11 protein-coding genes are annotated in these 12,489 nt (G+C 73.4%); 7 read left to right on the top strand and 4 right to left on the bottom strand.

Going from position 1 to position 12,489, the window contains the following annotated elements; genetic code table 11:
• Positions 1–174 precede the first annotated feature (174 nt).
• A complete protein-coding gene (locus tag ITX44_RS38330; protein ID WP_205364142.1) occupies positions 175–762 on the bottom strand; it encodes a flavodoxin family protein in 588 nt (195 codons plus the stop codon).
• Between ITX44_RS38330 and ITX44_RS42480 the strand changes: the two genes are divergently transcribed.
• The 4 genes from ITX44_RS42480 (at position 740) to grpE (ending at position 4,581) form a co-directional block, all read left to right on the top strand.
• Positions 740–865 carry a hypothetical protein gene (locus ITX44_RS42480; protein ID WP_265934383.1) on the top strand — a complete coding sequence of 42 codons (126 nt, stop codon included), beginning with the start codon at positions 740–742 and terminating at the stop codon, positions 863–865. The two genes, ITX44_RS38330 and ITX44_RS42480, sit on opposite strands and share 23 nt — an antisense overlap.
• Before the next feature lie 49 nt (positions 866–914).
• On the top strand, positions 915–1,643 hold the full coding sequence (locus ITX44_RS38325) for a TetR/AcrR family transcriptional regulator (RefSeq protein WP_205364140.1): 729 nt from the start codon (positions 915–917) through the stop codon (positions 1,641–1,643).
• A gap of 236 nt (positions 1,644–1,879) precedes the next feature.
• Entirely contained in the window at positions 1,880–3,805 is a 1,926-nt protein-coding gene (gene dnaK, locus ITX44_RS38320) for a molecular chaperone DnaK (protein WP_205364137.1), read from the top strand.
• The gene (grpE, locus tag ITX44_RS38315; RefSeq protein ID WP_236062409.1) at positions 3,802–4,581 is read left to right on the top strand and encodes a nucleotide exchange factor GrpE; all 780 of its coding nucleotides are present in this window, start codon (positions 3,802–3,804) and stop codon (positions 4,579–4,581) included. Before dnaK ends, grpE begins: the two co-directional genes overlap by 4 nt.
• A gap of 20 nt (positions 4,582–4,601) precedes the next feature.
• On the opposite strand, the gene ITX44_RS38310 is transcribed toward grpE, so the two are convergent.
• Together ITX44_RS38310 and ITX44_RS38305 are read right to left on the bottom strand one after the other, a co-directional pair.
• Positions 4,602–5,078, bottom strand: coding sequence for a DUF5709 domain-containing protein (locus ITX44_RS38310; RefSeq protein WP_205364133.1), 477 nt, complete (start codon positions 5,076–5,078; stop codon positions 4,602–4,604).
• A gap of 365 nt (positions 5,079–5,443) precedes the next feature.
• Positions 5,444–6,892, bottom strand: a complete 1,449-nt coding sequence (locus ITX44_RS38305; protein ID WP_236062408.1) for an ATP-binding SpoIIE family protein phosphatase — start codon at positions 6,890–6,892, stop codon at positions 5,444–5,446.
• A 332-nt stretch (positions 6,893–7,224) separates the two neighbouring features.
• Here ITX44_RS38305 and ITX44_RS38300 point away from each other — a divergent pair, with 332 nt between their 5' ends.
• Positions 7,225–7,563 (top strand): SAV_915 family protein, encoded by a 339-nt coding sequence (locus ITX44_RS38300; protein WP_205364132.1) that lies wholly within the window; start codon positions 7,225–7,227, stop codon positions 7,561–7,563.
• Between the two features lie 26 nt (positions 7,564–7,589).
• On the opposite strand, the gene ITX44_RS38295 is transcribed toward ITX44_RS38300, so the two are convergent.
• Entirely contained in the window at positions 7,590–8,156 is a 567-nt protein-coding gene (locus ITX44_RS38295; protein ID WP_236062407.1) for a hypothetical protein, read from the bottom strand.
• A gap of 185 nt (positions 8,157–8,341) precedes the next feature.
• On the opposite strand from ITX44_RS38295, the gene ITX44_RS38290 reads away from it, so the two are divergent.
• Positions 8,342–11,974, top strand: coding sequence for a hydantoinase B/oxoprolinase family protein (locus tag ITX44_RS38290; protein ID WP_205364131.1), 3,633 nt, complete (start codon positions 8,342–8,344; stop codon positions 11,972–11,974).
• A gap of 118 nt (positions 11,975–12,092) precedes the next feature.
• Positions 12,093–12,302: a hypothetical protein gene (locus ITX44_RS38285; RefSeq protein WP_205364124.1), complete on the top strand. Its 210-nt coding sequence runs from the start codon at positions 12,093–12,095 to the stop codon at positions 12,300–12,302.
• Positions 12,303–12,489 lie beyond the last annotated feature (187 nt).

Raw genomic sequence — 12,489 nt, 5'->3', positions numbered from 1 at the left:
AGGCCTCGACGGACCCGGAACCCACAGGGGTCAGCCCGGCGCCCACGGGACCACCACGAACCCAGCTCATCTCGACAGTCCAGCAGCCCACTCCGGGCCGAGCTGGAACCGCCTACTCACGAATTAGAAACCCTCTGAAAGAAACTGGCAGGCCACTCTTGGCGGACCGTTGCGTCAGTGCGCTGCGGCGGTCAGTCCGGCGCGGTGGATGCGGGTGTGCTCGGCGACGCGCCGGCCGAGGTGGCGGGCGGTGTTCAGGTCCGCGTCGTGGACGGCGGGGGTGTCGTTGAAGCTCTGTGCGCCGGCGCCGAGGTAGAAGCCGAGGCGGTTGTCATCCTGGGGGCCGGATGTGGTGGTGTTCCAGCCCGGCAGGAGGTTCAGGCTCACCCAGAGCATTCCGTGCTGGGCCGCCAGGAGCGCCAGGTACTGCAGGGTGTGCAGCTTGTCGCCGCTCATGGAACCGGAGTTGGTGAATCCCGCCGCGAGCTTGTCGCTCCAGGTGCGGGCCATCCACCGCTTGCTGCTGGCCTCGGCGAAGGCGTGGAACGCCCCCGACGCGGTGCCCATGTAGGTGGGAGTGCCGAAGATGATGGCGTCCGCGGCGTCCAGCAGTTCCCAGTCGGCGTCGCTGAGGGAGGCGACGTCCACGCGGTGGACCTGCGTCCCGGCGACGGAGCGCGCGCCGTCGGCGACGGCCGCGGCGATCTGCGCGGTGTGGCCGTAGCCGGAATGCGACGCGATGACGATCGAGATGTCGGACACGGTGTTCCTCTTCTGCCGCGATGGCGGCGTGTTCGGTGGTGTGCGGGCGGACGACGAGCTGCCCGCTGCGGCGTGGATCATCGTTCCGCTGTTCCGGTTTTGAGCGTAGCACCGTTAAGGCGGTGATCCGCAAAATGCGATATCGTTGTTCCATGGACGAGGGACGACGCGCCGCGCGACGCCAGGTACTGCAGGTGGCCGCCAAGCTTTTGGAGGAGGGCGGCAGCGAAGCGGTCTCCACGCGCGCCGTCGCCGCAGCCGCGGGCATCACGGCCCCCGCGCTCTACCGGATGTTCGACGACAAGGACGGACTCCTGGCCGAACTGGCCGCCTACGGATTCGAGATGTACCTGGCCGAGAAGCGGGAGGCGCTGGCGCTGACCCCCGACGACCCGGTGGCCGACCTCTACCGCGGCTGGGACCTGCACGTCGACTTCGGAGTGCAGCACCCCGCGTTCTACATGCTCATGTACGGCACTGTGCGGCCCGGGCGGCGGCCCCCGGCCGCGGACGAGGCGCACGCCCTGCTCGTGAGACTGCTGGGCCGGGCGGCCGACGCCGGGCGCCTACGGGTTCCGGTGGAGCAGGCGACCCGCGTCATCCTTGCGGCGACGACGGGTGCCACGCTGGCGCTGATCGGCGAAGGTCCCTCGGAGCGGGACCTGACCGCTTCGGCGCGGCTGCGGGACACCGTCATCGCCTCGGTCACCACGGACCCGCCCGCCTCGCCCGGGTCGGACCTGGCCTCGCGCGCCCTCGCCCTCGATGCCGCACTGGAAACCGCGCTCACCGCCGGGTCACCGGCTGCGGACGCCGGGGTACCTCTGCGCGCCACGGAGACGGCTCTGCTGCGCGAATGGCTGCAGCGGCTGGCCGGCTGAACCGCCCGCCCCCCGCTCCCGCCCGGCCACCCCCGTCACCCTCCCGCCGCAGCACCGCCCCGCCCCCACCCCGTGACCCGATCGGATGCGCCCCCGCCCGGGGCAGGAGAGGCACCGAGAGAAATCCCGCCCCGGACAGCGCGCGACGGCCGCCGCCGCGGGAGACTGAGAAGCGGCAAAAGTTATCAAAGCGGGCATTTCGGGGAAGGGTGCTGGACGGAGGAGGGAGGACGGACATGGCGCGGGCAGTAGGTATTGACCTCGGGACGACGAACTCCGTGGTCAGCGTGCTGGAGGGCGGCGAGCCCACGGTCATCACCAACACCGAGGGGGCCAGGACCACGCCCTCGGTGGTGGGCTTCGCCAAGAACGGCGACGTGCTGGTCGGCGAGGTCGCCAAACGGCAGGCGGTGACGAACGTCGACCGCACCGCCCGATCGGTCAAGCGGCACATGGGCGAGCCGCAATGGCGCTTCCCGGACCACGGCGACATCGAGGGCAAGCGCTACACCGCTCAGGAGATCTCGGCCCGGGTGCTGCAGAAGCTGAAGCGGGACGCGGAGTCGTACCTCGGCGAGGACGTCACCGACGCGGTCATCACCGTCCCGGCGTACTTCAACGACTCGCAGCGCACCGCCACCAAGGAGGCGGGCGAGATCGCCGGGCTGAAGGTGCTGCGGATCATCAACGAGCCCACCGCGGCGGCGCTGGCCTACGGTCTGGACAAGGAGGGCGACCAGACGATCCTGGTCTTCGACCTCGGCGGCGGCACCTTCGACGTGTCGCTGCTGGAGATCGGCGACGGCGTGGTCGAGGTCAAGGCCACCAACGGCGACACCCATCTGGGCGGCGACGACTGGGACCAGCGGGTCGTCGAGCACCTGGCGAAGCAGTTCAAGAACCAGTACGGCGTCGACCTCATCAAGGACAAGATGGCGGTGCAGCGCCTGCGCGAGGCGGCCGAACGGGCCAAGATCGAGCTGTCCGCGGCCACCGAGACGACGATCAACCTGCCGTACATCACCGCGTCGGCCGAGGGCCCGCTGCACCTGGACGAGAAGCTCACCCGCGCCCAGTTCCAGCAGCTCACCGCCGACCTGCTCGAACGCTGCAAGAACCCGTTCCACAACGCGATCCAGGACGCCGGCATCAATGTGGCGGACATCAACCACGTGATCCTGGTGGGCGGTTCGACGCGGATGCCGGCCGTGACCGATCTCGTGCGCGAGCTGACCGGTGGCAAGGAGCCGCACAAGGGCGTCAACCCGGACGAGGTCGTGGCCATCGGTGCGTCGCTCCAGGCGGGTGTGCTCAAGGGTGAGGTCAAGGACGTCCTGCTGCTGGACGTCACCCCGCTCTCGCTCGGTATCGAGACCAAGGGCGGCATCATGACCCGCCTGATCGAGCGGAACACCACGATCCCGACCAAGCGCTCGGAGATCTTCACCACGGCGGAGGACAACCAGCCGTCGGTGCAGATCCAGGTCTTCCAGGGCGAGCGGGAGATCGCGGCGTACAACAAGAAGCTGGGGATGTTCGAGCTGACCGGCCTGCCGCCGGCCCCGCGCGGGATGCCCCAGATCGAGGTCACCTTCGACATCGACGCCAACGGCATCATGCACGTGGGCGCCAAGGACCTGGGCACCGGCAAGGAACAGCGGATGACCGTCACCGGCGGCTCCTCCCTGCCCAAGGACGACATCGACCGCATGGTCCGGGAGGCCGACCAGCACGCCGAGGAGGACCGGCGCAAGCGGGAGTCCGCCGAGACCCGCAACCAGGCCGAACAGCTCGTCTACCAGACCGAGCACCTCATCTCCGAGAACCGCGACAAGATCCCGGCCGACGTGATCGCCGAGACCGAGGGCGAACTGGCCGACGTCAAGGAGAAGCTCAAGGGCGACGACACCGCCGCGCTCCGGGCCGCCACCGAACGGGCCACGGCGGCGGCGCAGAGGATCGGCAGCGCCATGTACGCGCAGGCCCAGGCCGACCGGTCGGCCGGCCAGGCGTCCCAGGCGGGCGCCGGCGGCGCCGGCGGCGCGGGCGGCGGCTCGGACGACACCTCCGGTACCTCCGGTACGGGCCAGGCGGCGGACGAGGACGTGGTCGACGCCGAGATCGTCGACGACGACGAGCAGCGCAAGGGAGGAGCGGGATGACCGGCCGGCCCCGCGGTGGCCGTCCCGGCGTCGGGCGGCGGCCGGCCGTCGTCCGGGACGAGCCGCACCCGGCCCGGCCCGCGCTGGCCGCCCGGGACCCGGCCGGGCTCCTTCCGCCGGCCGGCCCGGCGAGCCCCGCGGGCCCGGCCGCACCGGAGGCGTCCGAGGACGCCCGTACGGATGCCGGCCCGCCCGCGCACCCCGCCGGCCCGCCGGAGGAGTGCGCCGCGCTGCGCGAGCGGCTGCGCGAGCGCACCGACGACCTGCAGCGGCTGAAGGCCGAGTACGACAACTACCGCAAGCGGGTACGGCGCGATCACATGGCCGTGCGCGAGATCGCGGTGGCCAACGTGCTGGCCGGCCTGCTGCCGGTGCTCGACGCTGTGGACGCGGCCCGCCGCCAGGACGCGGTCACCGGCGGCTTCCGCCAGGTCGCCGATGCCCTCGACGAGCAGGTCGCCGCGCTGGGCCTGGAGGCCTTCGGCGCCGAGGGCGACCCCTTCGACCCCGCGATCCACGAAGCACTCGACCACAAGTCCAGCGACCGGGAAGCCCGCGACCGGGAAGGCCCCGACCACGCAGCCCCCGGGCGGACCCGCCGCGAGCCCGCCGGCCCGCCGGTCTGCACGGCCGTCCACCGCCCCGGCTACCGCGTGGGCAGCCACCTGCTGCGCCCCGCCCAGGTCACCGTCGGCGACCCGGGCCCGGGTGCGGCCCCGGCCCGTCGTTCGGACCCCGACCACCCGGAGGACCGGGAGCCCGCGGGACCGCGCTGAGGCGGCGGGTTCGCCAGGCTTCAGGTCTCCTCGTCGCCGTGCTCCGGATCGGCGACCCGGTGCACGGCGGCCTCCTCCGCCGAGGCCGCGGCTCCGTCGATGCCCACGTCCGTCGCCACTGTGTCGTCGGTGTTCGACTCGGCACCATGGTCGGGGGAGAGCAGGCGGCCGGAGCGGTCGGAGCCGGCCTCGGGGTCGGTGAGTTCGCCGTCGCTGTCCGGGTTGTCGCCGAGACCGTCGCCGTCGTCCTCCGCCTCGTCGGGCACCTCCTCGGCCAGCCGCTCGTCCAGGCTCTCCCCGCGGTGCTGCTCGGCCGCGGTGGTGCCCACCTTGTCGACGCCCAGCGGGCGTTCCGGCGGCGACCAGCCCTTGTCGAGGGCGTCGTCCAGGTCGTCCTCGTCGAGCGCGTCCTCCAGGTCCAGCGGGGCGGCGTCCTCCTGCTCCTCGTTGCCGTCCGTCGGCTCGTAGACCTCGTCGCCCATCGCGTCGTCGGTCATCGGGTGCCTGCCCTTCCTCGCTCGGCGGTCCGTCGTGACCTGCGGCTGCCCGTACCGGCGCCCGGTATGCGCCGGTCGGTTACGGCACCGGGTTCCGTTCAGCGCCGGGTTCCTGTCCGGTGCCGGTCGGCGTACGGCACTCGCTCGGCTCCCGTGCAGTGCCGGGGTCCGGTACGGCGTCGGCTCCCGTCCAGCGCCGGGGTCCGGTACGGCGCCGGTCGGCGTACGGCACTCGCTCGGCTCCCGTGCAGTGCCCGGGTCCCGTACGGCGTCGGCTCCCGTTCAGCGCCGGGGTCCGGTCCGGTGCCGGGCCGTAGTACGGCACTTGCCCGGCTCCCACCGGCAGGCTCAGGGCACGGCCGCGCTCAGGGCACCGTCTCGATCGCCGCGGCGCCCCCGGAAGCCCGCGCCGGCATCGGCAGGTCGACCCAGACGGTCTTGCCGGTCTCGGTGTAGCGGGTGCCCCAGCGGTCGGCGAGCGCGCCCACCAGGTACAGGCCACGGCCGCCCTCGTCCATCAGGCGCGGCAGCCGCATGTGCGGCGCGGTGCCGCTGCCGTCGGAGACCTCGAAGATCAGTGTCTCGTCCTTGATCAGGCGCAGTGCGACGGGCGGGGCGGCGTGCCGTACGGCGTTGGTGACCAGTTCGCTCACCACGATCTCGGCGGTGAACGCGGCCTCGTCCAGACCCCACCGCTCCAACTGCCCGGACGTGGCGGCGCGCGCCCGGCCGGCGGATGCGGGGCCGGGTGGGAACTCCCAGGTGGCGACGGAGTCGGCCGGCACCGTGCCGACCCGGGCGACCAGCAGGGCGATGTCGTCGTCGCGGTCCGCCGGCGCCTGCGCGTGGATCCGTTCGCAGATCTGCGGCAGCGGCCGGTCGGCCGGGGTGAGCGCGTCGGCCAGGTCCCGCAGGGCCGCGTCCGGGCCGCGGCCGCGCAGATCGAGCAGGCCGTCGGTGTAGAGGGCGATCACCGTGCCCTCGTCGAGGGTGAGTTCGGTGGTGGTGAACGGGGTGCCGCCGATGCCGAGCGGGGGATGCGTGGCGAGCCGGGGGAATTCGACCGTGCCGCCGGGGCGGGCCAGCGCGGGCGGGGTGTGGCCGGCGCTGGCCATGGTGCAGCGGCGGGAGACCGGGTCGTAGACCAGGTACAGGCAGGTCGCGCCCAGGTCGCGGGTGTCGTCCTCATCGGTGAGCTGCGCGGTCAGGTCGTCCATCCGGGCCAGCAGTTCGTCCGGGGGGAGGTCGAGGTCGGCGAGGGTGCGGACGGCGGTGCGCAGCCGGCCCATGGTCGCCGCCGCGTGGATCCCGTGACCCACCACGTCCCCCATCACCAGCGCCACCCGCGCCCCGGAGAGCTTGATCACGTCGAACCAGTCGCCGCCCACGCCGGCCTCGGTGTCGGTCGGCACATAGCGGTGGCACACGTCGACGGCGCTGTTGCCGGGTACGGCCCGGGGGAGCAGGCCCTGTTGCAGGGCGAGCGCGACGTTGCGGGTACGGTCCAGTGTCCGCTCACGGCCCCGCGCCTGGCTGACCAGCACCGCGATCAGCCCGGCCGCCGTCACGAAGGCCAGCTTGATCAGCGCCACGTCGGCGCTGTCCTCGGTGCGCCACAGGTGCAGCCCGCCGAACGCCGCCACGGTGAGCAGGCCCAGCGCCGCGGTGGCCTGCGCGCCGTGCACCGACGCGGCCAGGAACGGCACCACCGCCAGCAGCAGACCGTAATGTCCGTCCGGCGGGGCCAGCGCGAGCACCAGTCCCGCCGCCGCGAGGACGGCGGTGGGCAGCACGCGCAGGACGCTCACGGTCATCCGGGACCGGACCGCCCGCCTCGTGCGATGCCGGTTCGCCCGGCGGGCCCCGGCTCGCCATCCGCGCAGCGCATTACCAGAATTTTAGCCGAAATGAGGGAATTGAGCCTCTCGGAGGCGGGATGGCGGCGACACCGCCGTACGGATCCGCTCCCGCTCCCGCCCCCGGCCGCGCCACCGTCAGAACCACGTCAAGCAACGGCGCTCTGCGTCAAGCGGGCGTCAGCGGTGCGGAGGGTTCGGGGGTGGGCCGTGTGGCCGGGCATAGCCTCGAGGAGCGCCGCGGGCCCTGACGCCCGCGGCGGCACGAGCCGCACCTTGAGGAGAGCGCCATGACGGTACATGCCGATTCCGAGGACGCCGAGCCGCTTGAACCCGGCCCGGCCGGACACGCACTGTTCGTTCCCGTCCGGCCGGGGCCCGCGGGCTGCACCACCCGCTTCTTCAGAACCGCCATGGGCGGCCGTACCGCGGTCGCGTTCACCAGCGAGCGCGCCCTGGTCCGCGCGCTCGGCCCGGACCGGCCCTGGATCCGGCTGTCCGAGCCGGCCCTTCGCGCACTGGCCGAGCCCCTCGGGGTGACCGATCTGCGCATCGACCCGGTGCTGTCCGCACCGCCGGCCGGCGTCGGCGCCCCGGCGCCCGTAGCGCCGCAAAGGGCACTGGCCTGAGATCAGCCGCCGTACGTCCGGGGTGCTCAGCGCAGCCCGGACGTACGCAGGATCATCCCGGCCTGCGCGTCGATCAGCCGGCCGATCCGGTCCAGCAGCGCGCCGCCGGTCCGCAGGGTGCCGCGCTCCCGCGAGCGGCGCGCCCCGGCGTCCACCAGATGCCACACGAGCGGGTTGGTCAGCAGAATCTCCGGCGCCAGTTCGACCCGGCCGCCGTAGACGTCCTTGAGCACCAAGGCGGCCGACACGTTGCCGACCCGCCACGCGCCGGCCAGCGCGTCGGTACGCACCCGCCGGGTCCGCAGCAGGCCCCGTACGGCCAGCCAACCCGGGCCCGCGGTCACCCGTACGGGCCACAGCACCAGCAGCAGGACCGCCGCCACGCCCGCCCACAGCGCGGCCCGCGCCGGGGTCAGCCCGCCGCTGCACCCGTCGATCAGCAGCAGCGCCGCGAACGTCGCCGCCGCGCATCCCGCGGCGAACCGTGGGTTGTGCGGCCAGCCGCGGGCAACGACGGTCTCCCGCGCCGGCTCGGCGGCCCGCGGGCGCCGGCCGCCGCGCGCCACCCGTATCCGCGCGCCATCGCGTCCCACCCGGCCGACGCTAGGCACCCTCAGCGCCGCCGCGGCCGCCCCTGACACGTCCTTGACGGCCCGATCCACCGATTCATACGCGCCCTTGACGCGCGGAATGCCGATCGGTGGCCGGTCCTGATCCCTGTCGCCCGGATCCTTGTCACGTTTTGCGCGTTTGGTCCGCCCCGCCCGATACTGAGGGCATGACGGGCCGGCGGTGGCAGTTCTGGGTCGACCGGGGCGGCACGTTCACCGACATCGTGGCCCGGCGGCCGGACGGGCGTCTGGTGACGCACAAGCTGCTCTCCGACAATCCGGCGCACTACCAGGACGCCGCCGTGGCCGGCATCCGCATTCTGCTGGGAATCCCGGCGGACGGCCCCGTGCCGGCCGGGCTCGTGGACAGCGTGCGCATGGGCACCACCGTCGCCACCAACGCCCTGCTGGAGCGCACCGGCGAGCGGGTGGCCCTGGTGGTCACCCGCGGCTTCGGGGACGCCCTGCGGATCGGCTACCAGAACCGGCCGCGCATCTTCGACCGGCGCATCGTGCTGCCCGAGCAGGTCTACGAGCGGGTGATCGAGGTCGACGAGCGGATCGGCGCCGACGGCACCGTACTGCGCCCGCCGGACCTGGAGCGGCTGGCCGGCGACCTGCGGGCCGCGTACGAGGACGGCGTGCGCGCCGTGGCGGTGGTGTGCCTGCACGGCCACCTGCACCCGGCGCACGAGCGCGCGATCGGTGCGCTGGCCGAACACACCGGTTTCCCGCAGGTGTCGCTGTCCAGCGAGGTCAGCCCGCTGATGAAGATCGTGCCGCGCGGGGACACCACCGTGGTCGACGCCTACCTCTCACCGGTGCTGCGCTCCTACGTCGGCCGGGTCGCGGACCGGCTGCGCGGGGTGCGGCTGATGTTCATGCAGTCCAACGGCGGCCTGGCCGAGGCCGGTCATTTCCGCGGCAAGGACGCGGTGCTGTCCGGCCCGGCCGGCGGCATCGTCGGCATGGTGCGCATGTCCCGGCAGGCCGGCTTCGGCAAGGTGATCGGCTTCGACATGGGCGGCACCTCGACCGACGTCTCGCACTGGGCGGGCGGGTACGAACGGGTGCTCACCACTTCGGTGGCGGGGGTACGGCTGCGGGCCCCCATGCTGGACATCCACACGGTGGCGGCCGGCGGCGGCTCGGTGCTGCACTTCGACGGCAGCCGCTATCGCGTCGGCCCCGACTCGGCCGGCGCCGACCCCGGTCCCGCCTGCTACCGGGCCGGCGGCCCGCTGACCGTCACCGACGCCAATGTGATGCTCGGCCGCGTCCAGGCCGAACACTTCCCCGCGGTGTTCGGCCCGGACGGCGACCTGCCGCTGGACGTCGCCGAGGTGCAGGCGCGGTTCGCCGGCCTGGCCGCCCGCATCGAGCGGGAGACCGGTGACCGGCGCACCCCCGAGCAGGTCGCCGAGGGCTACCTCGGGGTGGCCGTCGCCAACATCGCCAACGCCGTCAAGCGGATCTCCGTGCAGAAGGGCCGCGACGTCACCGAGTACGTGCTGACCACCTTCGGCGGCGCCGGCGGCCAGCACGCCTGCGCCGTCGCCGACTCGCTGGGCATCCGTACCGTCCTGGTGCCGCCGATGGCCGGGGTGCTCTCCGCGCTCGGCATCGGGCTGGCCGACACCACCGCCATGCGGGAGCGGTCCGTCGAACTCCCGCTGGGCCAGCACACGATGCCCGAGGTGAGCCGGGTCGCCGGAGCGCTGGAGGACGCCGCCCGCGCCGAACTGCGCGACGAGGGCGTGCCCGAGGGGCGGGTCCGGGTCGCACGCCGGGCCCTGCTGCGGTACGACGGCACCGACACCGCCGTCCCGGTCGCCCTGGCCGAACCCGACGCCATGGTGCGCGATTTCGAGGCCGACCACCGCGCCCGCTACTCCTTCCTGATGGACCGTCCCGTCGTCGTGGAGGCGCTGTCCGTGGAGGCGACCGGCCTGACCGAACAGCCCGAACCCGCCCCCGGCGCCCCGACCGCCGCGTCCGACCCCGACGGCGCCCGTACCGCCGCGCCGCCGCGCGGCACCGTACGGATGCACACCGGCGGCACCTGGCACCAGGTCCCGCTGCTGCACCGGGAGACGATGCCGCCCGGCGCCACCGTCACCGGGCCCGCCGTCATCGCCGAGGCCAACGCCACCACCGTGGTGGACGACGGCTGGCGCGCGGCCATGGCCGACGGCGGCCACCTGGTGCTGGAGCGCGTCGTGGAACGCCGGGGGAGCAGCCTGGGCACCGAGGCCGACCCGGTCATGCTGGAGATCTTCAACAACCTCTTCATGTCGATCGCCGAACAGATGGGCGCGCGCCTGGAGTCCACCGCCCAGTCGGTCAACATCAAGGAACGGCTGGACTTCTCCTGCGCCCTGTTCGACCCCGACGGCAATCTGGTCGCCAACGCGCCGCACATCCCGGTGCACCTGGGGTCGATGGGCACCGCCGTCAAGGAGGTCATCCGCCGCAGGGGCGCGTTGATGCGGCCCGGCGACACCTATGCCGTCAACGATCCTTATCACGGCGGCACCCACCTGCCCGACATCACTGTCGTCACCCCCGTCTTCGGCGCAACCGCGCCCGGCGAAGAGTCCCGGATCCTGTTCTGGGTCGCCTCGCGCGGCCACCACGCGGAGATCGGCGGGCTCAGCCCAGGCTCCATGCCGGCGCACAGCCGCAGGATCGAGGAGGAGGGCGTCCTCTTCGACGCCTGGCCGCTGGTCGAGGACGGCACCTTCCGCGAGCAGCGGACGCGCGACCTGCTGACATCCGGCCCGTACCCGTCCCGCGGCCCGGCCACCAACCTCGCCGACCTGCGCGCCCAGATCGCCGCCAACCGCAAAGGCGTCGAGGAAGTCGGCCGGATGATCGAGCACTTCGGCCTCGCCGTGGTGCAGGCGTACATGCGGCACGTCCAGGACAACGCCGAGGAGGCCGTACGCCGCGTCATCGACTCCCTCAGCGACGGCTCCTGCCGCTACGAGACGGACTCCGGCGCGGTGATCACGGTGCGCGTCACCGTGGACCGCACCCGCCGCCGCGCCACCCTGGACTTCACCGGCACCTCACCGCAGCTCGCCACCAACCGCAACGCCCCCTCCTCGGTGGTGACCGCCGCGGTGCTCTACGTTTTCCGCACCCTTGTCGCCGACGACATCCCGCTCAACGACGGCTGCCTGCGCCCGCTGCACATCCTCGTCCCCGACGGCTCGATGCTCGCCCCCGCCTTTCCCGCCGCAGTGGTCGCCGGAAACGTGGAGACCTCCCAGTCGCTCATCGGCGCCCTGTACGCCGCGATGGGCGTCCAGGCCGAGGGCTCGGGGACGATGAACAACGTCTCCTTCGGCAACGAGCGGCACCAGTACTACGAGACGGTCGCCTCCGGCTCCGGCGCCGGGCCGGACTTCGACGGGGCGAGCGTGGTGCAGACCCACATGACCAACTCCCGCCTCACCGACCCCGAGGTGCTGGAATTCCGCCACCCCGTGCTGGTCGAGGAGTTCTCGGTACGCCGCGGCAGCGGTGGCGCGGGCCGCTGGCACGGCGGCGACGGCGCCGTACGCCGCATCCGCTTCCTGGAACCCATGACGGTCAGCACCCTCGCCTCCCACCGCCGCGTGCCCCCGTACGGGATGGCGGGCGGCCGCCCCGGGGCCACCGGCGCGGGCCGGGTGGAACGCGCGGACGGCACCGTAGCCCCCCTCGACGGCGACGGCAGCGTCCAGGTCGGCCCCGGCGACGTCCTGGTGATCGAGACGCCCGGCGGCGGCGGATACGGCGAGCCCCCCGCCTGACCGGGCCCGGCCCCGTGGCCTGCGCCGGACCCGTGGCCTGCGCCGAACGGCGGGGGGTGGGCACTGCCCGCCGGCCGACCGACATGCGGCCGGCGGCGATTCCGCGCAGGCTGGGGTCATGGACACGGATACGCCCCATCCGCCCGTCGTGGTCCACCCGGCGTCGAGCGGGGGCCGTCGTGTCGTCATTCGCGGGCACGACGTCGGCCGGGCGCTGCGCCGCGGCGACGTGGAGGAGTTCCTGCGCCGCGCCGGCCTGGAGGACCCGGACATCGACGATCCGCGGCTGGTGGAGTGGCGCGGCGGGGACAGCGACGCCTGGCCCTGATGCCCTTGCGCCACGGATCGGCTCGCTCGGCGAACCTCGCGGAGCGGACGGCCACTTGTGCGACGGCCTGCCGCCGCCACGAGCGGCGGCGCCCCGGTCGCTCCGCGACGGCGCGCGGACCCGGCAGGCCGGATCACGCTTAGAATCGTCCTGGTCGCACCCGCGCCCGCCTGCACCGATGCGCCCA

The sequence above is a fragment of the Actinacidiphila acididurans genome (assembly GCF_016918855.1).
GTDB lineage: Bacteria > Actinomycetota > Actinomycetes > Streptomycetales > Streptomycetaceae > Actinacidiphila > Actinacidiphila acididurans.
This window is presented reverse-complemented; position numbering and strand designations above follow the sequence as displayed.